Origin of the sequence: Stenotrophomonas sp. yr243, assembly GCF_900184195.1 — a bacterium.
GTDB lineage: Bacteria > Pseudomonadota > Gammaproteobacteria > Xanthomonadales > Xanthomonadaceae > Stenotrophomonas > Stenotrophomonas lactitubi.
On record NZ_FXWT01000005.1, the window covers coordinates 388,099 to 414,104 of the forward strand.

23 protein-coding genes are annotated in these 26,006 nt (G+C 66.6%); 11 read left to right on the forward strand and 12 right to left on the reverse strand.

Annotated features, from left to right (window positions below; all coding sequences use genetic code 11):
* Positions 1-67: 67 nt before the first annotated feature.
* A complete protein-coding gene (locus QOL57_RS21000; RefSeq protein WP_141134271.1) occupies positions 68-631 on the reverse strand; it encodes a hypothetical protein in 564 nt (187 codons plus the stop codon).
* 194 nt (positions 632-825) lie between these two features.
* On the opposite strand from QOL57_RS21000, the gene QOL57_RS21005 reads away from it, so the two are divergent.
* Positions 826-1,047: a CsbD family protein gene (locus QOL57_RS21005; RefSeq protein WP_089241428.1), complete on the forward strand. Its 222-nt coding sequence runs from the start codon at positions 826-828 to the stop codon at positions 1,045-1,047.
* A 78-nt stretch (positions 1,048-1,125) separates the two neighbouring features.
* On the opposite strand, the gene QOL57_RS21010 is transcribed toward QOL57_RS21005, so the two are convergent.
* Positions 1,126-1,932, reverse strand: coding sequence for a hypothetical protein (locus tag QOL57_RS21010; protein ID WP_089241426.1), 807 nt, complete (start codon positions 1,930-1,932; stop codon positions 1,126-1,128).
* Between the two features lie 108 nt (positions 1,933-2,040).
* On the opposite strand from QOL57_RS21010, the gene QOL57_RS21015 reads away from it, so the two are divergent.
* The 4 genes from QOL57_RS21015 to QOL57_RS21030 all read left to right on the forward strand — a co-directional run bounded on the left by QOL57_RS21015 (position 2,041) and on the right by QOL57_RS21030 (position 6,643).
* Positions 2,041-3,336 (forward strand): tryptophan--tRNA ligase, encoded by a 1,296-nt coding sequence (locus QOL57_RS21015; protein ID WP_089241424.1) that lies wholly within the window; start codon positions 2,041-2,043, stop codon positions 3,334-3,336.
* Positions 3,337-3,471: 135 nt separating this feature from the next.
* Positions 3,472-3,768: a hypothetical protein gene (locus tag QOL57_RS21020; RefSeq protein ID WP_089241421.1), complete on the forward strand. Its 297-nt coding sequence runs from the start codon at positions 3,472-3,474 to the stop codon at positions 3,766-3,768.
* A gap of 183 nt (positions 3,769-3,951) precedes the next feature.
* On the forward strand, positions 3,952-4,884 hold the full coding sequence (locus tag QOL57_RS21025; RefSeq protein ID WP_089241419.1) for an MBL fold metallo-hydrolase: 933 nt from the start codon (positions 3,952-3,954) through the stop codon (positions 4,882-4,884).
* A 106-nt stretch (positions 4,885-4,990) separates the two neighbouring features.
* Positions 4,991-6,643, forward strand: a complete 1,653-nt coding sequence (locus QOL57_RS21030; protein WP_089241417.1) for a M28 family metallopeptidase — start codon at positions 4,991-4,993, stop codon at positions 6,641-6,643.
* Positions 6,644-6,794: 151 nt separating this feature from the next.
* On the opposite strand, the gene QOL57_RS21035 is transcribed toward QOL57_RS21030, so the two are convergent.
* Positions 6,795-7,130 (reverse strand): hypothetical protein, encoded by a 336-nt coding sequence (locus QOL57_RS21035; protein ID WP_089242002.1) that lies wholly within the window; start codon positions 7,128-7,130, stop codon positions 6,795-6,797.
* Positions 7,131-7,161: 31 nt separating this feature from the next.
* The gene (locus QOL57_RS21040) at positions 7,162-8,496 is read right to left on the reverse strand and encodes an MFS transporter (protein WP_089241415.1); all 1,335 of its coding nucleotides are present in this window, start codon (positions 8,494-8,496) and stop codon (positions 7,162-7,164) included.
* 221 nt (positions 8,497-8,717) lie between these two features.
* Between QOL57_RS21040 and yedA the strand changes: the two genes are divergently transcribed.
* Together yedA and rarD are read left to right on the forward strand one after the other, a co-directional pair.
* Positions 8,718-9,623 carry a drug/metabolite exporter YedA gene (gene yedA, locus QOL57_RS21045; protein WP_089241413.1) on the forward strand — a complete coding sequence of 302 codons (906 nt, stop codon included), beginning with the start codon at positions 8,718-8,720 and terminating at the stop codon, positions 9,621-9,623.
* Positions 9,620-10,519, forward strand: coding sequence for an EamA family transporter RarD (rarD, locus tag QOL57_RS21050; protein ID WP_089241411.1), 900 nt, complete (start codon positions 9,620-9,622; stop codon positions 10,517-10,519). Before yedA ends, rarD begins: the two co-directional genes overlap by 4 nt.
* Positions 10,520-10,679: 160 nt before the next feature.
* On the opposite strand, the gene QOL57_RS21055 is transcribed toward rarD, so the two are convergent.
* The 5 genes from QOL57_RS21055 to QOL57_RS21075 form a co-directional block, all read right to left on the reverse strand.
* Entirely contained in the window at positions 10,680-13,538 is a 2,859-nt protein-coding gene (locus QOL57_RS21055; RefSeq protein ID WP_089241409.1) for a TonB-dependent receptor, read from the reverse strand.
* 410 nt (positions 13,539-13,948) lie between these two features.
* Positions 13,949-15,265: an ABC transporter permease gene (locus QOL57_RS21060; protein ID WP_089241407.1), complete on the reverse strand. Its 1,317-nt coding sequence runs from the start codon at positions 15,263-15,265 to the stop codon at positions 13,949-13,951.
* A gap of 13 nt (positions 15,266-15,278) precedes the next feature.
* Entirely contained in the window at positions 15,279-16,436 is a 1,158-nt protein-coding gene (locus QOL57_RS21065) for an FtsX-like permease family protein (RefSeq protein WP_089241405.1), read from the reverse strand.
* Between the two features lie 14 nt (positions 16,437-16,450).
* Positions 16,451-17,140: an ABC transporter ATP-binding protein gene (locus QOL57_RS21070; RefSeq protein WP_025878346.1), complete on the reverse strand. Its 690-nt coding sequence runs from the start codon at positions 17,138-17,140 to the stop codon at positions 16,451-16,453.
* A gap of 102 nt (positions 17,141-17,242) precedes the next feature.
* Entirely contained in the window at positions 17,243-18,490 is a 1,248-nt protein-coding gene (locus tag QOL57_RS21075) for an efflux RND transporter periplasmic adaptor subunit (RefSeq protein ID WP_089241403.1), read from the reverse strand.
* Between the two features lie 202 nt (positions 18,491-18,692).
* On the opposite strand from QOL57_RS21075, the gene QOL57_RS21080 reads away from it, so the two are divergent.
* From QOL57_RS21080 to QOL57_RS21095, 4 genes are read left to right on the forward strand one after another with little or no spacing between them, the layout of a single operon-like run.
* Positions 18,693-19,589, forward strand: a complete 897-nt coding sequence (locus QOL57_RS21080; RefSeq protein ID WP_089241401.1) for an ABC transporter ATP-binding protein — start codon at positions 18,693-18,695, stop codon at positions 19,587-19,589.
* Positions 19,586-20,365, forward strand: coding sequence for an ABC transporter permease (locus QOL57_RS21085; protein ID WP_089241399.1), 780 nt, complete (start codon positions 19,586-19,588; stop codon positions 20,363-20,365). The genes QOL57_RS21080 and QOL57_RS21085 overlap by 4 nt, the downstream gene beginning before the upstream one ends.
* A gap of 6 nt (positions 20,366-20,371) precedes the next feature.
* On the forward strand, positions 20,372-21,589 hold the full coding sequence (locus QOL57_RS21090) for a sensor histidine kinase (protein ID WP_089241397.1): 1,218 nt from the start codon (positions 20,372-20,374) through the stop codon (positions 21,587-21,589).
* The gene (locus QOL57_RS21095) at positions 21,586-22,188 is read left to right on the forward strand and encodes a response regulator transcription factor (RefSeq protein WP_089241395.1); all 603 of its coding nucleotides are present in this window, start codon (positions 21,586-21,588) and stop codon (positions 22,186-22,188) included. The genes QOL57_RS21090 and QOL57_RS21095 overlap by 4 nt, the downstream gene beginning before the upstream one ends.
* A gap of 615 nt (positions 22,189-22,803) precedes the next feature.
* Here the strand turns inward: QOL57_RS21095 and QOL57_RS21100 are convergent.
* The 3 genes from QOL57_RS21100 to QOL57_RS21110 all read right to left on the reverse strand — a co-directional run bounded on the left by QOL57_RS21100 (position 22,804) and on the right by QOL57_RS21110 (position 26,004).
* Positions 22,804-23,340 carry a cytochrome b gene (locus QOL57_RS21100; protein ID WP_089241393.1) on the reverse strand — a complete coding sequence of 179 codons (537 nt, stop codon included), beginning with the start codon at positions 23,338-23,340 and terminating at the stop codon, positions 22,804-22,806.
* The gene (locus tag QOL57_RS21105; RefSeq protein ID WP_089241391.1) at positions 23,337-24,443 is read right to left on the reverse strand and encodes a catalase family peroxidase; all 1,107 of its coding nucleotides are present in this window, start codon (positions 24,441-24,443) and stop codon (positions 23,337-23,339) included. The genes QOL57_RS21100 and QOL57_RS21105 overlap by 4 nt, the downstream gene beginning before the upstream one ends.
* Positions 24,444-24,636: 193 nt before the next feature.
* A complete protein-coding gene (locus QOL57_RS21110; protein ID WP_089241389.1) occupies positions 24,637-26,004 on the reverse strand; it encodes a M17 family metallopeptidase in 1,368 nt (455 codons plus the stop codon).
* Positions 26,005-26,006: the final 2 nt, after the last annotated feature.

The window sequence follows — 26,006 nt, forward strand, 5'->3', positions numbered from 1 at the left end:
GGTGCGCAGTACGGAAAAGGCCGGGATCTTCCCGGCCTTTTTTGTGCGCAGGTGATGTGAGGTGCCGTCAGTGAAGTGGGGATGACCGTCTGTTGTGGATATCAGTGAAAACGAAATTGTGGAGTTTTCCGTAAATTGCGGTGAGAACCAGATACAGCAGTTCGCTCTCAGTCAGCGCGTCCCCAGAGGCAATCGACTTCCCATTGGAGAGACGAAGTTCGGCAAGCTTCGACCCCGGGCTGCCAAGCTTGTCGGCTTGCTCGCCCAGCTTCATTAGATCCTTTGTGGCCCAAGGCTTCCTGTCGATCTTGTGGGCAAGCTGATTGCGCTCGTTGTTGATCTGATCAAGGATCTGGAAAAGATCCTTGGGGAATCCCAGATTCTTGGCGAGATAGAGCTTGTTGTGGAAACCAATTTTCTCTATTCCGCGGAACACCGAATTTCCGTCATTGACCGCATAGTCAATCCACTTTTCGATGAGGAACTCAAAGATCAGGTGATATGCGATGACTTGGAGCAAAGGCCTGGATGCCTCATCGACCTGCTGCAGAGGTTGGCTGCGCACCATCGTCGCAAGTTCGTCGTTGAATTTCTTCAGGACAGCAGAATCCTTTTCGGCAACGCTCCGCATCAGTCTCTCCATGGGGGTGATTTCATCTGAAGATGAGTTCATGAATTATATGGAAACGCGCGGAGCATGGGGTTGAGTGAACCATTCAAGCAGGTGAGCAGCGTTTTCATGGCCGGTTGACCGTGCTTCAACGTCCACTGCGCGATGCTGCAGCCACGGTAACAACGCCGTTGCATTCCAAGGAAGCCTCAGCAATGAACAAAGACATCATTTCCGGCAAGTGGTCCCAGCTCAAGGGCAAGGCCCAGGCGAAGTGGGGCGATCTGACCAACGACGATTTCGATGTGGCCGAGGGCAATGCCGAATATCTGGCGGGTCGCCTGCAGGAACGCTATGGCTGGGCCAAGGACCGCGCTGAGAAAGAAGTCCGCGACTTCCAGGACAGCGTGAGCAAGGACTATCCGGACTACAAGTAACCGGGCGACGCACGCCCACGTTCTGCCCCCACAGACAACGCCCGCGCCGGGAGGTGCGGGCGTTGTGCTGTGCGGCGATCAACGTGCCGGCGGGTCGGGCACGTAGCGGTTGGGGAACGCCTGCGGCTGGCGGTCCAGGCGCGAGGGCGAATCGAGCAGGATGCCGCGTGCGCGCAGGTTGCGGGCGCTGTCGTAGCGCAGCTGCAGCACCTGTGCCGGGCTGCGGGTGGCGCGTTCGAAATCGGTATCGCGCACCGAGGAACTCTCACGTGCACCGTGGCCGGTGCCCAGCGCAGGTGCCTGCGACTTGGCCGAGTAACCTTCGATGCGGCTGGCACTGGCATCGGCGGCCGCCGAGGCTTCGGCCGCCTCCGGCGCCGGCCCGGCGCGATCACGCAGGATCGGCTGCGGACGCGGGTACCAGCGGCGCGCCTCTTCGAACACCGCTACGCCAACCACGCCGACGTTGTCGGGGCGGCCGGTGCGGCTGGCGTAGCTGCCGCTGGGGCTGCTGAAGACGAACTGCGCCACTTCGTCCTGGGTCTTGCGCCAGCCGGTGATGTCCGCGCGCTGGCCGGGGTTGAGCACGTAGCCGGTCTGCGAGGGATCGGCATCTTCGCCGGAGATGGCGTTGACCCCGTCCACCGACAGCACCACCAGCACCCGGCGCGGGCTGTCGTTGTACAGGCGCACTGCATAGCGGTGGCCGCGCTCACCGGCCACCCAGCGCTGGCCATCGGCCGGGTAGCTGCGCAGCTCGGTGCCGCGGTCGCGGTCGACCAGGGCCACGCGCACCGGGCCGTCCTGCGGCATCGGCGGGGGCAGCGGGGCCGGGCGGAAGCCGGCCAGGGGCAGGATCAGCAGCAGGGGCAGCAGGCGTTTCATTGGGCGTCTCCAGCGGGGTTGGGTGAATGAACGTGCCGGGGGCCCTGACGGGGTTGACCGTGTGCACGGTAAACTGGCTCCGTTCATAGAAGGTTTCCGTACGCAGTCATGACGACCCGAGTCCTTACCGGCATCACCCCCTCCGGCACGCCCCACCTGGGCAACTACGTTGGCGCCATCCGCCCGGCCATCGCGGCCAGCCGCGCGCCGGATATCGAGAGCTTCTTCTTCCTGGCCGATCTGCACAGCCTGATCAAGTCGCAGGACCCGCAGCGCACCCAGCGCGCGACCCTGGAGATCGCCGCCAGCTGGCTGGCCTGTGGCCTGGACCCGGAACACGTGTGGTTCTACCGCCAGAGCGACATCCGCGAGACCACCGAGCTGATGTGGTTCCTGACCGCCATCGCCAGCAAGGGCATCCTCAACCGCGCCCATGCCTACAAGGCGGCGGTGGACAAGAACCGTGAGGAAGGCCAGGACGAGGACGCAGGTGTCAGCGCCGGCCTGTTCATGTACCCGGTGCTGATGGCCGCCGACATCCTGATCTTCAAGGCCAACCAGGTGCCGGTGGGCCGTGACCAGATCCAGCACATCGAGATGGCGCGCGACTTCGCCCAGCGCTTCAACCATGTGTACGGCAAGGAGTATTTCCCGCTGCCGGACGTGGTGATCGACGAGCAGGTGGCAACGCTGGCGGGCCTGGATGGCCGCAAGATGAGCAAGAGTTACCACAACACCATTCCGCTGTTCGTGCCGCGCGAAGAGCTGAAGAAACTGGTGTTCTCGATCCTGACCGACTCGCGTGCACCGGGCGAGCCGAAGGACACCGAAGGTTCGGCGCTGTTCCAGATGTACCAGGCGTTCGCCACCCCGGAACAGACCGCCGCATTCGCCAAGGCCTTCGCCGACGGCATCAGCTGGGGCGATGCCAAGCAGCAGCTGTTCGAGCGCATCGACAGCGAACTGTCGCCGCTGCGCGAGCGCTACAACGCGCTGATGGCCGAGCCGGAAAAGATCGAAGCGCTGCTCAAGCGCCGTGGCCAGCAGCTGCGTGAGCAGCTGGCGGCACCGCTGCTTGAAGAGCTGCGCCATGCGGTCGGCCTGCGTGATCTGTCCGATGCCGGTGACATCGCCAGCGAAGATGCCGGTGAAGCCCGCGCCGCGCCGCCGCTGTTCAAGCAGTACCGCGAGAAGGATGGCCGTTTCTACTTCAAGCTGACCGCAGGCGACGGCACGCTGCTGATCCAGAGCGAAGGCTTCGACTCGCCGCGCGATGCCGGCCAGCTGATCGCGGTGCTGAAGCAGGCCGAGCAGGGCGACCAGCTGCAGAGCGAGCTGTTCAAGCTGGAAGCCGAGGTCGATGCGGTGCTGGCGGCGCTGGCCGTGCTGCGCGAAGCGGCCTGACCTGCACCACCTTTGTAGAGCCGAGCCCACGCTCGGCTTGGCGGAAAAGCAGCCGAGCATCGGCTCGGCTCTACAGTGCATTGCGGCCATGGCATGATGTCCGCGCGCCTCAGGCGCGATGACATGGAGTCTGCGATGGCCTGGTTGTCGCTGCTGCTGTTCCTGCCCTGGTTCATTCTGCTGGGCAGCCTGTACTGGCTGTTCCCGCGCCAGCCGCGTACCGCGCGGCGGCGCCTGTTCGATGGCACTACCCTGGCGCTGGCGCTCGCGCTGAGCATCGTGGCGATGCTGTGGGGCCACCACATCGGTCTGGTACAGCCGGGCGCCGGACCGATCTGGCCGCAGGTGCTGGCGGTGCTGTATGCCTATGGCGCGTTCCTGGCGGTGCTGGTTATGGCCCTGTTGCTGCGCCCGCGCTGGTTGCGCCTCTGATGTAGCGCCCCGCGTGTGCCCTATGTAGAGCCGAGCCCATGCTCGGCTGATGTCTGGCAGAAGGGCGGCCGAGCGTGGGCTCGGCTCTACAGAATTGCCCCCTCCGACCAAAGCCGCATCGATCACGCCATGCCGGCGCGCCTACCATGGGCCTCTGTTCCCGATCCTGCCAGGTGCGCGTCAATGACCGCCGATCCCAGCATCCACACCATCGATACCGATTTCCAACGGCCTGATTTCGATGCCGCTTACCTGATCATCGAAAATGGCCGTGCCGCGTTCGTCGACTGCGGTACCGGCCTGTCGGTGCCGGCGATGCTGCAGGCCTTGACCGACAACGGGCTGGGCGTGGAGGCGGTGGACTGGCTGCTGCTGACCCATGTGCATCTGGATCATGCCGGCGGCGCTGGCCTGCTGATGCAGCAGCTGCCGAATGCGCGTGCGGTGCTGCATCCGCGCGGCGCGCCGCACATGATCGATCCGACCCGGCTGATCGCCGGTGCCACCGCCGTCTATGGGGCCGAGGAAATCGCGCGCAGCTATGGCCGCATCGAAGCGATTCCCGAGCATCGCGTGCTGGTGGCTGACGACGGCCAGCGCATCGACCTGGCAGGCCGCGAGCTGGTGCTGCTGCATACCCCGGGCCATGCGCTGCACCACTACTGCGTGTGGGATGCGCGCAGCCGCAGCTGGTTCACCGGCGATACCTTTGGCATCTCCTACCGCGAACTGGACAGTGCGCAGGGCGCTTTCATCTTCCCCACCTCATCGCCGGTGCAGTTCGACCCGGACGCGATGAGGGCGTCGATCCAACGCATGCTCGGCTACGCACCACAGGCGATGTACCTGACCCACTACGGTCGTGTCGAACAGGTCGAAAAGCTGGCCGAGGATCTGTTCGAACAGATCGATGCGATGGCGGCAATCGGCCGCCAGTGCGACGGCCGCCCCGACCGTCATCGCTGCCTGCTGGCCGCGCTGCAGGCGCTGTACCTGGAGCGTGCACAGCAGCATGGCTGCGCGCTGGACCAGGCCGCAGTGACCGAGGTGCTGGCGATGGATATCGAACTCAACGCACAGGGCCTGGCCTGCTGGCTGGACCGCGCGTCGCGGTAGATCCACGCCACGCGTGAATGACGCCGGGCGCGACCCGCGCCGTCATTGCACTGTCACGTTACACTCTGGCTATTCCCAAGCTAGCCGTGGTACTGCCGTGAACCCGATGCGCGTGTTGCTGCTGTCGTCCTGCCTGTTCGTCGGTGGCCTGGCCCATGCGGCCAATGACCTGCCCGGCGGCGGCATCGATCCGCAGGCGCTGTCGCGTCATGTGCGCGTACTGGCATCGGACGAATTCGAAGGCCGTGCACCGGCCACCGAAGGCGAAGAACGCACCGTGCAGTACCTGATCGAGCAGTTCCGCAGCTACGGGCTGCAGCCGGGTGGTGTGGACGGCAGCTGGGTGCAGCCGGTGCCGCTGGTGCGCGCGCAGCTGGATGGCCCGGCCAAGGCCAGTCTTGCCCTGAAGGGCGGCAAGCGGGCGCTGGCCAATGGCGTGGACGTGACCCTGCAGAGCCTGCAGCCGCGCAAGCGCGTGCAGATCAAGGATGCGCCGCTGGTGTTCGTCGGCTACGGCATCGACGCGCCCGAGCGCCACTGGAACGACTACAAGGACGTGGACCTGCACGGCAAGATCGCCGTGATGTTGATCAACGACGCCGATTTTGAAGCGGATGCGCCGGGTGCATTCGATGGCAAGGCGGTGACCTACTACGGCCGCTGGACCTACAAGTTCGAGGAAGCCGCACGCCGAGGTGCTGAAGGCGTGCTGATCGTGCACGAGACCGCACCGGCCGCCTATGGCTGGGCTACGGTGAAGAGTTCGGGCACCTCGCCGCTGTTCGATATCGAGCGCGGCCAGGCTGAAGCGATGGCCCAGCACACGCCGCTGCGCGGTTGGATGCAGCGGGAGCTGGCCGAACAGATCTTCGCCGACGCCGGCCTGGATTTCGATGCCGAGAAGCGCAAGGCGATGAGCGCGGACTTCCGTCCGGTCGCGCTGGACAACGCCAAGCTGAGCGTCGATTTCGCGCTCAAGCGCGAGCAGGTGGTGACCCGCAACGTGGTGGCCAAGCTGCCCGGCGGCGAGCACGCCGATGAGGCGGTGATCTTCTCGGCGCACTGGGATGCCTTCGGTATTGGCCAGGCCGACGCCAAGGGCGACCGCATCCGCCGCGGTGCGATCGACAACGCCACCGGTGTGGCCACCGTACTGGAACTGGGCCGAGTGTTCGCCGCTGGCCCGCAGCCGCAGCGCACCCTGTACTTCGTCGCGCTGACCGCTGAAGAGAAGGGCCTGCTGGGCGCCAGCTACTACGCTGCGCACCCGCTGGCGCCGCTGGACAAGACCGCTGCGGTACTGAACATCGAGATGTTCAGCCCGGATGGTGCCACCCGTGACATCGCGTCGTGGGGCAAGGGCCGGGTGTCGCTGGAAGGCGACCTGGAACGCGTGGCCAAGGCCCGTGGCCGCAGCTACAGCCCGGACCCGAATCTGGAAGCCGGCTTCTTCTACCGTGCCGACCACTTCGCCTTCGCCCGCCTGGGCGTGCCGGCGATCACCATCGGCCCGGGCCTGGACAAGCTGGACGGCGGTGTCGAAGCTGGCCGCGCGCTGCGCGAGAAGTACTTCGCCGACTGCTACCACCAGGCCTGCGATGCGTGGACGCCGAGCTGGGATCCGGCGGGTCACGCGGCCGATACCCTGCTGGTCTACGACCTGGGCGCAGAGCTGGCCAACAGCCGTCGCTGGCCGCAGTGGGAAAAGGAATCGGAATTCCACGGCACCCGCGAGAAGAGCGAAGCCGCCCGCCGGTAAACGATAGTGCCGGCCGTTGGTCGGCAACTTCTAAGCGCAAGGCAATGCTGGCCGCTGGCGGGCAACCTCTGAACGCGCGGTAATGCCGCCGCTGGCCGGCAACCTCATGAACCTTCCGAAGGGATGCGCAGATGCCGGCCAGCGGCCGGCATTACCACGTCTTCCGCAGCAGCTTCCAAGAACCCCAGCCGGCGGCCACAAGCGCGGCCACGTAACACACCGCCATCGTGCGCAGGCCGGCCCCCGGTGCAGGATTGCTACCCCGGCTCAGACGCAGATGCAGGGTGCTGGTACCGCTGCCCAGATCCACTGCCAGCTGCAACACCAGCGCAGCGCAGAACGCCAGCAATGCAATACCGAAGCCGATACGTGGCCAACTCGCCTGGGCGCCGGGCCGGCGGATCAGCCATGCCAGCAGGGTTGCTGCGCCCAGACCCAGTGCAAGCCACACCAGCGGCGTGGCAGGAGAAGCGGCGGCCACCGGCATTGCACCGGTGGCCGCGATCACTACGGCGCGCTTACTTGCGGGTGCCGTCGAGCCAGTTGGGGCCCTTGTTGGTGAGGAAGAACACATAGACCACCAACGATACCGCGATCGTCGCGGTGACGTAGATGGCAAACCAGTCCACGTGGCCGGTCTTCAATGCGCCCTGGTACAGCAGCGGCGCGGTGCCGCCGAACAGCGAGTTGGCCAATGCATAGCCGAAGCCCACGCCCAGCGCACGGATGTGGGTGGGGAACAGTTCTGCCTTCACCACGGCATTGATGGAGGTGTAGCCGGTGAGGATGACAAAGCCCAGTGCCAGGGTAAGGAAGGCGAAGGTGGCATCGTGCTGGTGCGGCAGCTGGGTGATCAGGTACCAGCTGTACAGCACGCCGCCCACGCCGAAGAACACCAGCAGGCTCTTGCGGCCGATGATGTCAGACAGCCAGCCGCCCACCGGCTGCAACACCATCAGGAAGGCCAGCACACCCAGGTTGATCAGCGTGCCGGTCATCGGATCGTTGCCGGCGAACGCACTCTGGATCATCTTCGGGCCGTTCACCGAGTAGGTGTAGAAGGCGATGGTGCCACCGGCGGTGATCAGGAAGCACAGCAGCAGCGGACGCCACTGGTGCACGAACAGTTCGTACATCGAGCCGGACTTCTTGTCCTTGCCCTCGCGCGCGGCTTCGATGGAGGATTCCGACAGCGATTCGTCCATGCCACGGCGCAGCCAGAACACCACCACGGCGGCGATGCCACCGATGCCGAAGGCGATGCGCCAGCCCCACTCGGAGATTTCCGGCTTGGCCCAGAACGTCAGCATCACGAACAGGGTCAGCTGGGCCAGCACGTGGCCGCCCACCAGGGTGACGTAGTGGAAGGAGGACAGGAAGCCGCGGCGGCCGGGGATGGCGGCCTCGGACATGTACGTGGCGCTGGCACCGTACTCGCCACCGGTGGCGAAGCCCTGCAGCAGACGCGCGAACAGCAGGATGATCGCCGCCCAGATGCCGATGCTGGCAGCGGTGGGGGTGATGGCGATGATGAACGAGCAGAAGGCCATCAGCGTGACCGACACGGTCAACGCCAGGCGACGGCCATGGCGGTCGGCGAAGCGGCCGAAGAACCATGCGCCGATCGGGCGCATCAGGAAGGTCGCGGCGAAGATCGCCCACACGTACATGGTGGAGTTCTTGTCTTCAGGCGAGAAGAACTGCGATTCGAAGTACACGGCGAACACCGAGTACACGTAGACGTCGTACCACTCCACCAGGTTGCCGGCGGAGCCTTTGAGGGTGTTGGAGATGGAACGCCGCAGGGCGGCGCCATCGCTGGCGGGTACGGCGGGTTGGGACGTGGTGCTCATCTGGGTGGGAATCCTCGATGCGGTGCGTCCATGCGGGAAAGATCGGTGCCAGGGGCGCGCAGTGCGCTGCCGGCCAGCCTCCTGGGTACTGCATCCCACGTCAACGCCGGGTGCCGGAGGGGCGGGCGGGACATGGATGGATGACAGCGTGCCACCACATGGGCTGCCGGACCATAACCAAAACGTCCTAAAATCGGTTTCCCCCGGCTCCCTGGTGTGTCATGTCGGCTCCCCCCGTTCCGTCTGCGGCTGCTCCCCGGGGTGGCCTTGTCGCGTTGGCGCTGCTGCTGGTCTACGTGGTCTGGGGCTCGACCTACCTGGGTATCGCCAAGGCCCTGCATGGCGGCGCGCTGCCGCTGACGATGGTCTCCGGCAGCCGGTTCATCATTGCCGGCGGCGTGATGTACCTGGCGCTGCGCCTGTTCTGGAAGATGCCGAAGCCGAGCCTGCGGCAGTGGCGCAACCTGGCCATCATGGGCGTGACCATGCTGGTGCTGGGCAACGGCATGGTGGTGCTGGCCGAGCGCGAGGTGTCATCCGGCCTGGCCGCCACGGCGGTGGCCTCGGTGCCGCTGTGGATGGCGTTGTTCTCGGCCCTGCGTGGCCAGCACGCCAGCAAGGGCGAATGGCTGGGCATCGCCGTCGGCTTCGTCGGCGTGGTCTGGCTCAACGCCGGCAGCAGCCTGACTGCATCGCCCACCGGGCTGGTGCTGCTGCTGATCGCACCGGTCGGCTGGGCGTTCGGCTCGGTGTGGGCACGCGGGCAGGACCTGCCGGGCCCGTTCATGACCGCCGCCGGGCAGATGATCTGCGGGGGTGTGCTGCTGGTGCTGATCGGCCTGATCGTCGGCGAGCGCCCCACCACCCTGCCCGATGCCGGTGGCCTGCTGGCGATGGCCTATCTGTGCGTGTTCGGTTCGATCGTGGCATTCACCGCCTACGTCTGGCTGCTGCAGAACGTACGCCCGGCGCTGGCCGGCAGCTATGCCTACGTCAATCCGGTGATCGCGGTGCTGCTGGGTGCGGCGTTGAACGGCGAACGTTTCGGCTGGCGCGACTTCCTGGCCATGGCAGTGATACTTCTGGGTGTGGTGGTACTGACAATGGCAAGGACACGCAAGCGATGAGCATGGACGAGAAAGAACAACGCCGCGGCCTGCTGGTTACCGCGTCCACCTTCGTGCTGTGGGGGCTGGTGCCGGTCTACTGGCATCTGCTGAACGAAGTGCCGTCGTTCCAGATCATCGCCCACCGCATCATCTGGAGCACCGTGCTGGTGGTGGCCTGGCTGCTGATCGCATCGCGGCTGGGTTGGTGGAAGAAGATCGCCGCGCAACCGCGCGCGCTGCCGATCCTGGCGGTATCGAGCCTGACCATCGCCTTCAACTGGGGCCTGTACATCTGGGCGGTCAATGCCGGTCACGTGATCGAGACCAGCCTGGGCTACTTCATCAACCCGCTGGTGAATGTGCTGCTGGGCGTGCTGGTGCTGAAAGAGCGCCTGCGCCGCGTGCAGTGGCTGGCCGTGGCCATCGCCGCGGTGGGCGTGGCCTGGTTGACCATCGATGCGGGTACGCCGCCGTGGATCGCGCTGGGCCTGGCCTGTTCGTTCGGCCTGTACGGCCTGCTGCGCAAGTTGGTGTCGGTCGACCCGGTGGCCGGGCTGGGAGTGGAAAGCCTGTATCTGTTCCTGCCGGCGCTGGGCTTTGCGCTGTGGGCTGAGAACGGCCATGGCGGCGGCTTCTTCGGTGGCTGGGGCTGGGGCAACGATCTGCTGCTGATCTTCGGTGGCGTGGTCACGGCGGTGCCGCTGATCGGTTTCGCCTACGGCGTGAAGCGCATTCCGCTGTCGCTGGTTGGCATCCTGCAGTACATCGCACCGAGCCTGCAGCTGCTGCTGGGCGTGTTCTTCTTCCACGAGGCCTTCGACACCGGCAAGGCGATCGGCTTTGCGGCGATCTGGGCCGGGTTGATCCTGTTCGTCGCAGACAACGTGCGTGCGATGCGCGCCGCCAGGCGGTAGCGGTAGCGCCGGGCCATGCCCGGCGAACCTATGGGTCAGAGCCCTTCGCGGAGCGAAGGGATCCGACCCCGCAAAAAAAGAACGGCGCCCCGAGGGGCGCCGTTCTGCTTCCATCCACGGCCAGGAGAGAGTTGGCCGGGGCGGGAACGCGGTTGCAGGCTTAGAAGCGCTGCTGGTACTTCATGTACATGAAACGACCGATATCGAAGCCACCGTAGTAGGTGAAGCTGCTGTTCGGCTGGCTGTACATGATCGGACCCTGGTGGTCGAACACGTTGTTCAGGCCCAGCGACACGGTGCCATCCCACGGCAGGCTGTAACGCACCTGCAGGTCGTGGAAGGTGTTGGAACCCACCTTGCGGCTCGGCTGTGCATCGGTATACGGCGAGGAGAAGTCGGCCATGTTGCAGTCCGGGCCACCGCCCAGATCGTACGAGCAGGCTTCCTTCATGCCCGAGTAGTAACGGGCGGTCCAACCGATGCCCAGGTTGCCGTACTGCCAATCCAGGTTGACGGTCGAACGCACGCGGAAGTCGCCGGCCCAGCCCACGCGCTGTTCCACCGGGGTGGTGGCGGCGCTGTCGTTGCGCTGCTCCAGGTAGTCGGTGTAGGTGGTGTTCCAGTTGATGGCGAACTTGCCGTATGCGGTTTCCGGCAGGCGGTAACGCACACCGATGTCATAGCCGGCGGTTTCGCGGTAGCCGGCGTTGACCAGCGAGCGATCCAGCGCCGAGACCTGGCCACGGGTGGCCGCAGCGGTGGAACGGGTGAAGCGACCGCAGGCCGAATCCACACCCTGCACGTAGCATTGGTTGAGGATGTCGGTGGCCGACTCGCCGACGATGGCGTTGTCGATGCGGATCTTCCACCAGTCCAGGCTGACGTCCAGGCCCTGCACGAACTCCGGGCTGTAGACCAGGCCGACGGTCCAGGTCTTGGCGGTTTCCGGCTTCAGTTCCGGGTTGGAACCGGAGTTGAAATCGGAGGTGGCCTGCTGGCCCGGGCGGTTGGCAAGGTTGCCGTCCGAACCGGTCTGCTGACGGAAGTTGGCCGGAACGTTCAGCGCCTGGCAGCGTGCTGCCACGGTCGGGCTGCTGGCGGCGATGCCGAACTTCGTATCGCACGGATCGGTGAACGAATCGCGGCTGGACACCGCGCCGCCGTAGAGATCGTCCACGGTGGGTGCACGGAAGCCAGTGCCGTAGGTGGCGCGCACCAGCAGGCTGTCGATCGGCTTCCACTTCAGGCCGAACTTGCTGTTGGTGGTCGAACCGAAGGTGTTGTAGTCGGTGTAGCGACCGGCCAGGTCCAGCGACAGCTCACGGGCGAAGGCCATGTCGGCCAGCAGCGGCACCTGCATTTCCAGGTAGACCTCGTTGAGCGAGTAGTCGCCACGGGTCGGCTGGCCGGTGGTACCGGCGATCTGGCCCTTCTGCACCATCAGGTCCGGGGTGTAGCTGGCTTCTTCGCTGCGGTGCTCGAAGCCCATCGCGCCCATGATGTCACCGGCCGGCAGGGTGAACAGCGAGCCGGAGATGTTGGCGCTGGCGACCTTGGTGGTGCTGCGCATTTTGTCGACGAAGCGGGTGAACAGGTAGTCCTGCACGTCCTGGTTGCCCAGCGAGCCCGGGCCGGTGTAGCCCATCGGTGCAGCCGGATTCCACGGCACGCAGCCGGCGATCACCGCACCCGGCGTACCGCAGCGGGCAACGCCGCCGTCCATGAAGGACGGGCCGACGGCCAGGTTGACGTGCGGCTGGTACATGCTGCCGGTGCCAACGCGCTCGCCTTCATTGCGGTTGTACATGTAGCTGACGTTCCAGTCCCAGTAACGCGAACCGGTTTCGAAGCTGCCTTCCAGGCCGAGGCTGGCACGCTTGGTCTCCAGCGTGTTCTCGGTACCGCGCGGCAGCTCTTCGGTGCGGTGCGAGAACAGCACGTCCTGGCCCCACTTGTTGAAGGTGCTGTCCTTGGACAGGGCAGCGCGGGTGCCGTTGCGGGACTGCGCAGCCGAGACCGAGTACGGGTAGCCGGCCAGGTGCTTGGTCGACTCGCGCTTGCTGTACAGCGCGTCGGCGACGATGCGCAGGTTGTCGGTGATCGAGAAGCCGCCGTTGGCGAACACCGAGGTGCGCTCCAGGCCGCTCAGCAGGCTCATGTTGGTCTTGGCGTTGGCACCATCGGCCGGGTTCGGCGTGTGGAAGTTGCCAGCACTGCTCGGGTCGCCGCCCGGGCCGACGGTCAGCGGCTTGCCACCGACGGTGACGGTGCCCCACTGGGTGGTCGGGCTCAGCGCGTCGACGTCGTCGGCGTGGCGCGGGCCGCCCGGGTAGCGGCTGAACTCGCGCGCATCGCCGAGGATCTCGTCTTCCTTGGTGCGCTCGGCGCCGACGCTGAACCAGCCGCGGTCAAAGGTCTTGCCGAAGGTGGCGCTGTAGGAGCGCTTCTGGCCGTCGCCTTCGCCGTACTGGCCGACATAGACGCTGGCTTCGCCACCGTCGAAGTTCTTGCGGGTGATGATGTTGACCACGCCGGCGATGGCGTCCGAGCCGTACAGCGCCGAAGCGCCGTCGGTCAGCACTTCCACGCGCTCGACGATGGCGGACGGAATCGAGGCCAGGTCGGAGTAGCCGCCGGCGCTGACGCCCATGCGGCGGCCGTCGATCAGCACCAGGCTGCGTTCCGGACCGAGGTTGCGCAGGCTGACATACATGCCGCCGAAGTCGCGCGAGGAGCTCAGCGAGGACGAACGGCTCAGGCTCGGTGCACCGGCTGCCGTGACGTCCTGCAGGATGTCGGCGACGTTGACGTAGCCCTTCTTCTCGATGTCGGCGCGGTTGAGTGCCACCACCGGCTGCGCGGTCTCGACACTGGCCTGGCGGATGCGCGAGCCGGTGATCTCGATGCGGTCGAGGTTGGTGGGGGTATCGCCGGCTTCCTGTGCGAAGGCGGGCGTGGTGCAGCTGGCGGCCAGCGCGATGACGATCGCGTTGCGCAGCGGGGTGGTCTTCAGGGACATCCGTGAAATCTCGTGTTTCAGAAAAAACATGCGTCCGTTCTATGGACGCGTGGGGTGCTGCAAACCAACGTGGGGGCCGGATTCTAGAGTGTTTTCATCGGTAACTGTTTGTCCGCGCGCGCTGTAACGCCGCGAAAATGAATCGCAACCAACAATCCACAGGTGCACTGTGCGCAACGTCACGCCCGTTGTGTCTGCGATGGGCAGAGGCATCGATAGCGGCGGTGTTTGCGCAATCTGTAGCGATGCGAGTGCGCATGCATCCATCCACGCATGGCGTGGATCTACTGGATCCCGCACGCGCCACATCGGTAGATCCACGCCATGCGTGGATGGCGCGCAAACAAAAAAAAGGGACGGAGCCTTCGCTCCGTCCCCTGCGCAACGCTCATTCAATCAATCCCTGGTGCTCAGGTCTCGCGCAGCGCCGTGGTGATCGGCAGCCGTGCTGCGCGCAGCGCCGGGAACAATCCACCCACCAGGCCGATGCCCAGCGCCCACTTCAACCCACTCCACAGCAGTTCCGGCGATACATGGAACTTGAACACCACCGCGCTGAAGTTGCTGCCGATGGTGGACACGCTGTAGCCGTTGAACAGCAGCCACGCCACCGCGCACCCCAGCAGTCCGCCGAGCAGGGCCAGCAGCATGGTTTCCAGCATCACCGCAGTCACCACCGGCAGGCCACGGAAGCCGATCGCACGCATCGTGGCGATCTCGCGTGCGCGCGTGGCCACGGCGGCATACATGGTGTTGAGCGCGCCGAACACTGCGCCTACCGCCATGATGGTGCCGATCACCTTGCCAAGGATGTCGATCAGCTTGGTCAACCCGCCACCCTGCTTGCTGTAGTAGACGCGGGTGGTTTCCACGTCCAGCTTCAGGCGCGGATCGGCGGCGACGGCGGCCTTGAACTGCTCGAAGCCGGCCTTGCCGTCGGTGCGCACGCTGATCGACTGCCAGGCGCTGCGCTGGTAGGTGGTGGCCAGCGTGTCAGCGTCGGTCCACAGTTCCGAGTCATGCGCATCGCCGGTAGCGAACACGCCCACGACCGTCCAGGTCTGGTTGCCCAGGGTGAGCGTCTTGCCAACGTCCATGTCGCGGAACTGGCTTTTGGCGCCCTGGCCGACCACGATCTCGCGCAGGCCGGCGGCGAACCGGCGACCTTCGACGATCTTGACCTTGTCATGCACGGCCCACGCCTGCGGGCCGACACCGCGGAACTGCGCGTTGACGTCGGTGCCGTCGGCCTTGGACACCAGGTTGACCACCTGCGAGAGCTCCGGCGACAGCAGCGGCCGCCCCTGCGCATCGCGGGTGATGCCGGGCAGCGTGGACAGCGTGGGGACCTGTTCGCGGGTGATGACCGAGTTGGTCTCGGCCTGCGAACCGCCGCGCAGCACGATCGCGGTGGTGTCATCGCCGGTGTTGTTGAGCGTGGCCTGGAAGCCTTCGCCCATCGCAAGCATCGCCACCAGCACACCGACCACGCCGGCGATGCCGACCACGATCACCGAGGACGCGCCCCAGCGCTGCGGCAGGCTGGCAATGCCGATGCGGGTGGCGGCCAGTGCCAGCCGTCCACTGCGGGTAAGCGCCAGCCACAATCCCACCAGCACCGCGATCGCCAGCACGCCGATCCACGGCAGGCCGATCCACACGGCCAGGCCGACGGCCAGCAACAGCACGGTCACCGCGTTTCCCAGCCATTTCTTGAGCTTGTTCATGTCGGTGTCCTCTTCAGCGGCCGGCGAGCGCGTCGACGATCTTCAGGCGCTTGGCGCGCAGTGCGGGCAGCAGCCCGACCACGATGCCGATCACCACGATCAGGACGATGCCCACCAGCCAGGTCGGCGTCGGTACGTGCGGCGGCAGCATGCCCATGCTCTTGGGGCTGATGGCCGGCAGGATCAGCGCCGCCAGGCCCATGCCGAGCAGTCCACCGAGGCCGATCAGCAGCACCGATTCGACCATCACCAGGGTCAGCACCGTGCTGTCCTTGAAGCCCAGCGTCTTCAGCGTCGCCAGTTCCGGAACGCGCTCGCGCACCGCCTGGGCCATGGTGTTGCCGGTCAACAGCAGCAGGGTGAAGAACACCGCGCCCATGATCGAGGTGACGATCATGCCGATGTCGGCGAACTGCTTGACGAACGCCTGCTGGAACGCCGACTCGGTCTGGGTCTTGGTTTCGTGGTCGGAGTTGGCCGAGATCGCATCGATGGCCTGTGCCACCCGCGAAGACTGCTCCGGGTTGTCCAGCGTCACCGTGTACCAGCTCACCTGGTTCTTGATGTAGTCGTTGGACTCATCGAAGTACTTCCAGTTCATCATCAACTGGCGTTCTTCATTGGCCGCCAACGCGCGATCCTTCGAGCGGTAGATGCCCTTCAGCTCCAGCGGCCAGTCGTTGCTGCCGCCACGCGGGAAGATGGTGGCCTGCAGCGGGATGGTGTCGCCGACCTTCCAGCCGAACTGCTTGGCCAGCGTCTCGCCGACGATCGCACCGGTGCGGGTCTGCTGCCAGTCCTGCAGCTGCGCCGGGTCGATCTGCAGCTCACGGTAGACATCGAAGTAGTTGGGCGCCACCGAGAAGTTGGGGAAGAAGTTCTTCGGGTCCTGGTAGATGCCGCCGAACCACATGCCGTAGGTGACATCACGCACGCCGCTGACCTGGCGGATCTGCGTTTCCAGGCGGATCGGCAGCGACTGGGTGATCGACAGGCGCGAGGCTGTCACCAACCGGTTGGCGCCTTCCACGCTGCCACCGGAAGAGAACGCCACACGTACCGAGTCGAGCATGCCGAACAGCAGGAACGCGGCCACCACCGACAGCAGGGTCAGCAGGGTGCGGGTGCGGCTGCGGAACAGCTGCGCCCAGACCAACGAGAAGTATTTCATCGCTGTGGCCTCCGTCAGTGGGCCAGCGGGGCGTCAGCCAGCTCGCCCTTGTCCAGGTGCACCGTGTGGGTGGCGTACTCGGCGGCCTTCGGGTCATGGGTGACCATGATGATGGTCTTGCCGTGTTCGCGGTTGAGCTGCTGCAGCAGGCCCAGGATCTCCTCGGCGGACTGGCGGTCGAGATCGCCGGTCGGTTCGTCGCAGATCAGGAAGGTCGGGTCGGAGACGATCGCGCGGGCGATCGCCACGCGCTGCTGCTGGCCGCCGGACAGTTCGTTGGGGCGATGGCTGCGGCGGTCGGCCAGGCCGACCAGGGTCAGCGCGATCTCGGCATTGCGCTTGCGCTGCGCCGCGCTGAGGTGGGTCAGCAGCAACGGCAGTTCCACGTTCTTCTGCGCGGTCAGCATCGGCATCAGGTTGTAGAACTGGAACACGAAGCCGACGTGATGGCTGCGCCACGTCGACAGCTGGCCGCCGCTCATCTGATCGATGCGCTCGCCTTCGATGCTGATCTCGCCGCCCGTGGGGTTGTCCAGGCCGCCGATCAGGTTGAGCAGGGTGGTCTTGCCGGAACCGGACGGGCCCATCAGCGCGACGAAATCGCCGCTGGCGATATCCAGGTCGATGCCATGCAGCACCTGTACCTTTTCGGGGCCACGCTGGTAGGTCTTGGTGATGTTGCGCAGTGAAACCAGGGTCGACATGGGTGGTTCTCCACGGAAGGCGGGAAACGGGGAAGCGCACCGGCGGAGGCCGCGGGCGTGCGTCGAGCGGTACTGCCGGCGGCGCCCGTGGGCGCCAGGCCGTTACTGCGCTTGTTTCTGTTGCACCTTGGTGCCATCGCGCAGGGTATCCGGCGGATTGACCACCACCGACTCCCCCGCGCTCACGCCCTTGAGGATCTGGCGGTCCTTGCCCATCGCCTGACCGGCTTCGACCGTGCGCTGCTGCACGCGGTTCTCGTCGCCCAGCACGAAAGCCACGGAGGCGCCCTCGCGCTGGACCACGGCACCGCCCGGCACGCGAACACCCTGCGGCTTGCTGGCCGCCTGCGACTGCGCCTGTTCCAGGAAGCTGACCCGCACGCCCATCTCCGGCACGATGCGCGGGTCTTTCACTTTCAGCGCCACCCGCACCTTTACCGTGGCCTTGCCGCGGTCAGCGGTGGGAATGATGGCGATCACCTCGGCCGGGATCTTCCAGTCCGGGTACGCGTTGAGCGTAGCTTCCACCGGCATCTTCGGCTGCACGCGGCCGATGAAGGCTTCACCGACCTCGACTTCGATCTCCAGCGATTCCATGTCGACGATGGTGCCGATGCCGGTACGGGTGAAGCCACCGCCGGCCGACAGCGGCGAGACGATCTCGCCGGGCTGCGCGGCCTTGGCGGTGACCACGCCGGAGAACGGCGCGCGTACGATGTTGTTGTCCACGCCGAGGTCGGCGATGGACAGCTGGTCGTTGGCAACCTTGACGTTGCGTCGTGCGGTTTCCAGCTGCGCACGCAGGCTGTCGCGCTGGGCCACGGCCTGGTCGTACTGTGAGCGCGAGACCAGCTGCTGGCCGACCAGTGCCTGCAGGCGGCTGGCCTCGGCGGTGGCCTGCCTCTGCTGGGCTTCCAGACCGACCACCTGGCTGCGCGCGGACTGCAGCTGCGAGGCATACAGGCTGCGCTGCGCGTCGGCGTCGATGGGGTCCAGGGTGGCCATGATCTGCCCCTGTTCCACCCGCATGCCTTCTTCGATCATCACCTCGCGCACCTTGCCGGTGATCTTGGCCGACACCGTGGCCATGCGCCGGGCGACCACGTAGCCGCTGGCATCGAGCACCGAACTGCTGGCGCTGCCCTGCTGGATGGCCACGGCCGGCGCGGTGTCCACTTCCACGGTGGGCGCACGGCCGAACAGCGCGAACGCACCGCCGGCCAGCAGCACGATGATCACGACCACGGCGACCCACAGCCAGCGGCGGCCACCACTGCCGCCACTGGAGGCCGGCGGCGGCGATTTGCGGTCGATACGGAGTTCCTTCAACAGCTCGGCAGAAGCGTTCATTCGTTCCATCACAGGCGTTCGGGCGGGTGTGACCGGAAGGGCAGGCAGCGGCGGTTCCGGCGGTGGAGCGTGCGGCACAGCATGAAGGCAGGTGCATCGGCGATGGCAGTGACAGCTGTCATCCGATGTCATTGACGGCGGCAACTGCGAAATGTGACCACGGCGGCACAGGATGGCAACGTCCCCGCTACCGGTACTGCCCATGGATCCGATCGCTCCGTCGCTGGCCCGCCTGCAGCAGGTGCAGGTGCGTTACCGCGACCATACCGCCCTGCACGGCATCGACCTGCAGGTCCGCGCTGGCCAGGTACTGGCCCTGCTGGGCCGCAACGGTGCCGGCAAGAGTACCGCGATCAGCGTGTTGTTGGGCCTGCGTCGCGCCGACGCCGGCCAGGTCGAGCTGCTGGGCGGTGATCCGCAGCAACGCGATCATCGGCTCGGCCTCGGCGTGATGCTGCAGAGCACCAGCCTGCCGCCGATGCTGCAGGTGGATGAACTGGTGGCGCAGGCCAGTGCCTGCTATCCGGATCCGCTGCCGCTGGGCGACGTACTGCAGCGTGTGGGCCTGCAGGACCTTGCCCGGCGTCGCTATGGCCAGCTGTCCGGCGGGCAGCAGCGCTGCGTGCAGTTCGCCATTGCCATCTGCGACCGCCCGCGCGTGCTGTTCCTCGATGAGCCCACCACCGGCCTGGACATCCAGGCGCGGCAGGCGATGTGGCAGGCGATCCGGCAGCTGGTGGCCGAAGGCTGCGGTGTGCTGCTGACCACCCACTACCTGGAAGAAGCCGAGGCGCTGGCGCAACGGGTGGTGGTGCTGGAGCAGGGCAGGGTAGTGGCCGATGCGCCGCTGTCCGAACTGCGCCTGGCCGACCGGCCGCGACGCATCCGCTGCCGCAGCACGCTGGCTGCCGACGAGGTGCAGCACTGGCCCGGCGTCCAGCAGGTGCAGCGCGATGGCGAACATCTGCAGGTGCTGGCCAGCCCGGCCGAGCCGGTGGTGGCCCGCCTGCTCGCCGCCGATGCGCAGCTGCGTGAACTGGAAGTACAGGGCGCGGCACTGGCCGACGCCTTCCTCGACCTGACCCGGGAGGCAGCATGAACACCTTGACCCGTACCACCGGCGCCGCAGCGCCCTCCGCCTGGCTGCGTGTGCTGCGCCCCTATCGCGCTGAACTGCTGGCCGAGCTGCGTCGCGCCTGGCGCTCGCCATCATTCGTGCTGCCCTCGTTGTTGTTCCCGGTGCTGTTCTACCTGTTGTTCGGCGTACTGCTGGGCCGTGGCCACGCACCGGTCTATCTGCTGGCCACTTATTGCGTGTTCGGCGCGATGGCGCCCTCGCTGTTTGGCTTTGGCGTGCAGCTGGCGCTGGACCGCGAAGGCGGCCTGCTGACCCTCAAGCGCGCACTGCCGTTGCCTTCTGCAGCGCCGCTGCTGGCGCGGTTGGCAATGGCCATGCTGTTCGCGGTGCTGATCGCCGCGATGCTGATGGCGGTGGCGTGCCTCTTCGGTGGCGTGCAGCTGCAGGCGGTGCAGGTATTGCAGCTGCTGGCCGTGGCGGCGTTTGCGGCATTGCCGCTGGGGTCGATCGGCCTGCTGATCGGCAGCCACGTCGGCGCCAGCGCAGCGCCGGCCATCGTCAACCTGGTCTACCTGCCGCTGGCCCTGCTGTCGGGGCTGTGGCTGCCGTTGTCGGCGTTGCCGACGGTGTTTTCGACGATGGCGCCGCTGTGGCCGACCTGGCATCTGGCGCAGCTGGCCCTGCCCATTCTTGGCCAGCCGGCACGTGGCGGTGCCGTTGGCCATCTGCTGGTGTTGCTGGGTGTGAGTGCAGTCGCACTGCTGCTGGCGCGTCGCCGCCTGCGCCGGGTTGGCTGAACTGGCATGATCGGCAGCGATCGTCCCCGCCTGGAATCTTCCGTGCCACCGAGCTGGCTTGCGTCCCTGCTGCGCCCCGCACCGGATTCGGCGGTGGCCGACAACCTGCGCCGTGGCAAGCCGGTGTGGGCCGACGCTATCCACCTGCTGTGGACGGTATGGGTGTTCATGACCCCGGTGTTCAGTGGCGGCTACACCCTGCGTTGGGTACTGCTGACGCTGGGCAGCTATCCGCTGTTCCTGCTGCTGTACGTGCGCCTGTTGTTGTCGCCGCGCCACCACGCGCCACGCTATGCGCTGGCGATGGTCGCCTTGGCCACGCTGCTGGTGCCCTGGTACCCCTCCGGCATCAGCTACTTCATCTTCGGCTGCGTGATGCTGCGCGTCTGCGGGCGTGGCAGCTGGTGGCTGTACCTGCTGCAGCTGGCGGCCCTGAACGCGGTGTTCTGCACGGTGGCCATGCTGTCGCACTATCCGTGGCAGAGCCTGGTCTGGATACCGGCCGTGTCGTTCATCATCGGCATGGTGGTGAACGTGGAAGCAGTTAACAAGGACAAGGACGCGGCCCTGCAGTTGTCGCAGGAGGAAGTGCGGCGCCTGGCCACCACCGCCGAGCGTGAGCGCATCGGCCGCGACCTGCACGATCTGCTCGGCCACACGCTGTCGCTGATCACATTGAAGCTGGAGCTGGCGCGCAAGCTGTACGACCGCAACGATGCGCGTGCACGGCAGGAAATAGGTGAAGCCGAAGACATCGCGCGCGAGGCACTGGCGCAGGTGCGCAGTGCGGTCACCGGCATCCGTGCCAGTGATCTGGCGGGTGAACTGGCCTCGGCGCGGCTGCTGCTGGAATGCCAGCAGGTGCATCTGCAGTACGCCGTACCGCCGCCGATGCCGGTGGATGTGGAACGTGGATTGGCTTTGGTGCTGCGCGAGGCGGCCACCAACATCGCGCGGCACGCACAGGCCACGCAGGCACGGGTGGACTTCATGATGGAAGGACGACAGTTGGCGATGCATATCCGCGATGACGGCCGGGGCGGCGTGCAGACCGAAGGCAATGGGCTGTGTGGCATGCGCGAGCGCGTGGTGGCTCTTGGTGGCCAGTTGGCGGTGCAGTCGGCGCGTGGCGAAGGCACGGTGTTGACCGTGCGCGTGCCACTGGCAGCAGCGACATCACCGCTGCCCGCCGCCGCACCATGGGTACAGGGCGGTGCCGCATGATCCGCATCGTATTGGCCGAAGATCAGGCGATGGTGCGCGGCGCATTGTCGGCGTTGCTGGGCCTGGAACCGGATATCGAGGTACTGGGCAGTGCTGCCGACGGCGAAGCCGCCTGGCGCATGCTGCAGCAGCTGCAGCCGGACATCCTGGTCACCGACATTGAAATGCCCGGGCTGAGCGGGCTGGAGCTGGCCCAGCGCATCGCCCGCCATGAACTGCCGATCAAGGTGGTGATCGTGACCACCTTCGCCCGCGCCGGTTTCCTGCGCCGTGCGCTGGAAGCGGGCGTGCTGGGCTATCTGTTGAAGGATGCACCGGCCGAGAACCTGGCCGAGGCGCTGCGCAAGGTGAAGCAAGGGATCCGCGCGATCGATCCGCAACTGGCGCTGGATGCCTGGTCGCAGGCCGATCCGCTGACCGACCGCGAGCGCCGCGTGCTGCGCCTGGCGGGCGAGGGCCGCACCGCCAGCGAGATCGCTGAGCAGCTGGGGCTGTCGCACGGCACGGTGCGCAATTACCTGTCCGAATGCATCGGCAAGCTGGGCGTGGCCAACAGGATCGAGGCGTATCGGTTGGCGCGGCAGAAGGGGTGGTTGTAGGGGTCATTTCCGCGACCGCGGGGGGTGTCACTTTCTTTGCTCGTGCAAAGAAAGTAACCAAAAAAACACGCCGCCAGGTCGCGAGCCGGTGCTGCGCACCGGTGCCCTGCGCTTCTCGGTGAATCAGGGGACGGCGCCGAACTCGCTGCGCTCAGACATCGGCGCCTCTGCGCCCCTGATTCCTCTGCGATGCTCGGCTCGCTAGAAGGCGGACCCAACTTCAAGGGCAACAGCTGCACCCAGTAGATCCACGCCATGCGTGGATGCTGTTGCTGTTGCTGTTGCTGTTGCCCTTGCCCCTCCCGTCCGCCTTGAGCGAGCCGAGCACCGCAGGTCCGGCGAGGGCGCAGAGGCGCGGGTGTCTGAGCGCAGCGAGTTCCCGCGCCGTCCCTCGACGGACCGAGGAGCGCAGGGCACCGGCGTGCGAAGCACGTCGGCTCGCGGCCGGCGGAGCGTTTCTTTGGTTACTTTCTTGATGGCGCACATCCATGTGCGCCACCCTACGGGCCGGCTACGCCGTTCCGCGCTGCTCCTGCAGCGCGGTGCACGAGCAAAGAAAGTGACACTCCTCCGCGGTCGCGGAAATGACCCGCCGGGAACAACCGGCAAACCCCGTCAATCCTTCCCGCGTGCCATCGCCTGGAACATGCCATCGCGGCGCACCCACAGGTGGAACAGCGCCGCACCCACGTGCATCAGTACCGTGGCGAACAGCACGTAGGCCAGCAGACTGTGCGCATTGCGCAGCGCGGCGTACAGCGCTGGAGCGTGCGGCACGATCGGTGGCAGGTGCAGACCACCGCCCAGCACGATCGGGTAGCCGCCGGCCGACAGCATCGCCCAGCCGATCAACGGCATCGCCAGCATCAACGCGTACAGCATCCAGTGCGAGGCCTTCGCCGCCAGCACCTGCCACGCCGGAAGATCCGCTGGCAGCGGTGGTGGACGGTGGCGCAGGCGGTTGTACAGGCGCAGCACCACCAGCAGCAGGATGGCGATGCCCAGCGGACGGTGCAGGTCGATCAGCATCGGTCGCAGGTGCAGCGAGGCGACCATGGTCACGCCGATGAACAGCATCGCGATGATCATCAGCGCCATGGACCAGTGCAGCACCCGGGCGAGCAGGTTGAAGTGGCCGTTGCCGGTGTTCATCGCGCAGCCTCCTTCGCTTGCTCGACGTTGCCGCTGGCGCGCTCGCGTTCGCGGCGGTTGAACGACTGCGAATACACCGCCGAGCGCGCCGCCAGGATCGGGTCATCGCTGCCGCGCACGCCGCTGGGCACGATCAGCGGGTCGAAGTTGAGCTGGCCGCAGGCACCTTCTTCCTGCGACTGCATGCGGTCGAGGCTGAGCACACCGGCCACCACCTGATCGCGCGATTCCGGCCACGGCACCGAGGGGTCATCGATGGCATCGCCGGGCGCAGCCAGGCTGACCACCAGGTTCCAGCGAACCGGGCCGCTGGCCAGACGCTGCTGCAGTTCCTGGCTGAGGAAATCGACGCTGGCCTGCTTGCGCGTTGCCGCATCCATCTCCACCACCGGCGCCTGCGGCTGCCAGCGCCAGCGCACCGCGCGCTTCTGCCCCTGCGCGTTGGTGAACCAGAAGCTGTTGACGCTGTTGAAGGTGGTGTTGGCCCAGCTGCTGGTCCACGGTGCGCTCTTCGCCCACTGCTGGAAGGCCTGCGCGCTGGGGTATTTCGCCAGTACGGCGGCCATCTTCTGCGGGTCGGGCTTGCCGGTAGCCGGGTCCGGAATCTGCGCGCGGGTCTGCTCGTAGAAGGCTTCGGCGGTGGGCACCGCGAAGAACGGGAAGCTGTTCATCGCCATCCGCCATTCCTGGCCGTCATCGCCGACCATCTGCACGGCGATGCTGCGTACCCGTGCGGTGTTGTCGGCGCCGTAGGGGTCACCGCCGCCGATCGACAGGCGGCCCATCACCGGCACGCGCGCCTGCGAGAACACCCTCGCACTGGACAGCGTTGGTGCCTGCGCGCTGGGTTCGAACCAACCGCTCACGCACACACCCTTGCTGTGCGCACGGCGGAAGCCGGGATGCGCAGGGCCGGTGGCCTCGATGGTGTCGGTGAAGCGCTGTGCAGTCAGCCGGTCGCGGCCGATCCAGCCGGCCAGCCAGGCGAAAGCGAGGGCGACGATGCCCAGGATCAGCGCGATCAGGGCGATCCAGGGCAGCGGGGAATGCTTGCGCGGTGACTGCGGCCCCTGGCCGGCGCGGGTGTAGCGGAAGAGCGACATGGTCGGAGTCCTGCCTTCACGGACGTGTGGGTGGGCGACCACCACATCCTCGCAGAACCCGGCCGGGGCCGAAATTCAATTTTTCGTCAGATTTGCCGGGTGACGCGGTGCCGACCAAGGCCGGCACCCACCGGAATTGCGGATCAGCACCCGCCCCGGCATCGTTAGCGCCGGGCCATGCCCGGCGGCTGCATCAGGCGTAACGCGCTTTCAGCATCGCCCAGGCCGAGCGCAGGGCGAGGGCTTCGCCACCGGCCGGGCGGCCCGGGCGCTCGCCATCGTTCCAGGCATACACGTCCAGATGTGCCCAGCGCTGCCCATCTTCCAGGAAGCGTTCCAGGTACAGCGCGGCGGTGACCGAGCCGGCCATGCGCGAACCGGCGTTGGCCAGGTCGGCGATGCCGCTGCTCAGGTAACGCAGGTACGGGCGCCACAGCGGCATGCGCCACACCGGGTCGCGGGTGGCGTCGCCAGCCTGCAGCCACTGCTGGGCGAGCGTGTCATCGTTGCTGAACAGCGCCGGCAGATCCGGGCCCAGCGCGATGCGCGCCGCGCCGGTCAGGGTGGCGAAGTCCAGCACCAGGTCCGGCTTCTGCTCACCGGCGAAGGTCAGCGCGTCGCACAGGATCACCCGGCCTTCGGCGTCGGTGTTGTCGATCTCCACGCTCAGGCCCTTGCGGGTGGCGATCACTTCGCCCGGACGGAAGGCATCCGGGCCGATCGCATTTTCCACCGCCGGAACCAGCAGCGTCAGGCGCACCGGCAACTGCTGGGCCATCACCAGCCCGGCCAGTGCCAGCGCGTGTGCGGCGCCGCCCATGTCCTTCTTCATGTTGCGCATGCCATCGGCCGGCTTGATGTCCAGGCCGCCGGTATCGAAGCACACGCCCTTGCCGACCAGCGCCAGCGCCGGGTCGGACGCCTTGCCCCAGCGCAGCACGATCAGCCGCGGCGCGCGGTGCGAGGCGCGGCCCACCGCATGGATGGCCGGGAAATTCTGCGCCAGCAGTTCGTCGCCGGTGATGGCTTCAACCTGCGCGCCATGCGCTTCAGCCAGGGCGCGCGCGGCGTCTTCCAGCTGCTGCGGGCCCATGTCTTCGGTCGGCGTGTTGACCCAGTCACGCACGCGCAGGCTGGCGGCGATCAGGTCGGCCACCTCGCCGGTCGGTGCGGCAACCAGCTGGGCCGGCGTGCGGTTGCGCTTGCGGTAGCGGTCGAAGCGGTAGCTGCCCAGGCCCCAGCCCAGCTGCAGCAGCGCCTGTTCGGCGGGCGGCAGTTCGCTGGCCAGCTGCCACACGCTGCCTTCCGGCAGGGCATGCGGTGCATGGGCGTAGCTGTAGGCATCGCCGCGATCGCCGACGCCGATCACCGCGCCCGCCAGGCCGTCGGCGCCGGGTAGCAGCGCAACCGAATGCGCGCCGGCAGTGAACCCCTGCGACTTCAACCACGCCTGGGTCGCAGCGGACTGGCTGTTCTTCCACGCCTCGAACTGGCTGCGGTCCAGCACGTGCAACGGCAGCGCGGCGGTGGTGTCGGCGGTGAAACCAGTGATCTCGCTCATGC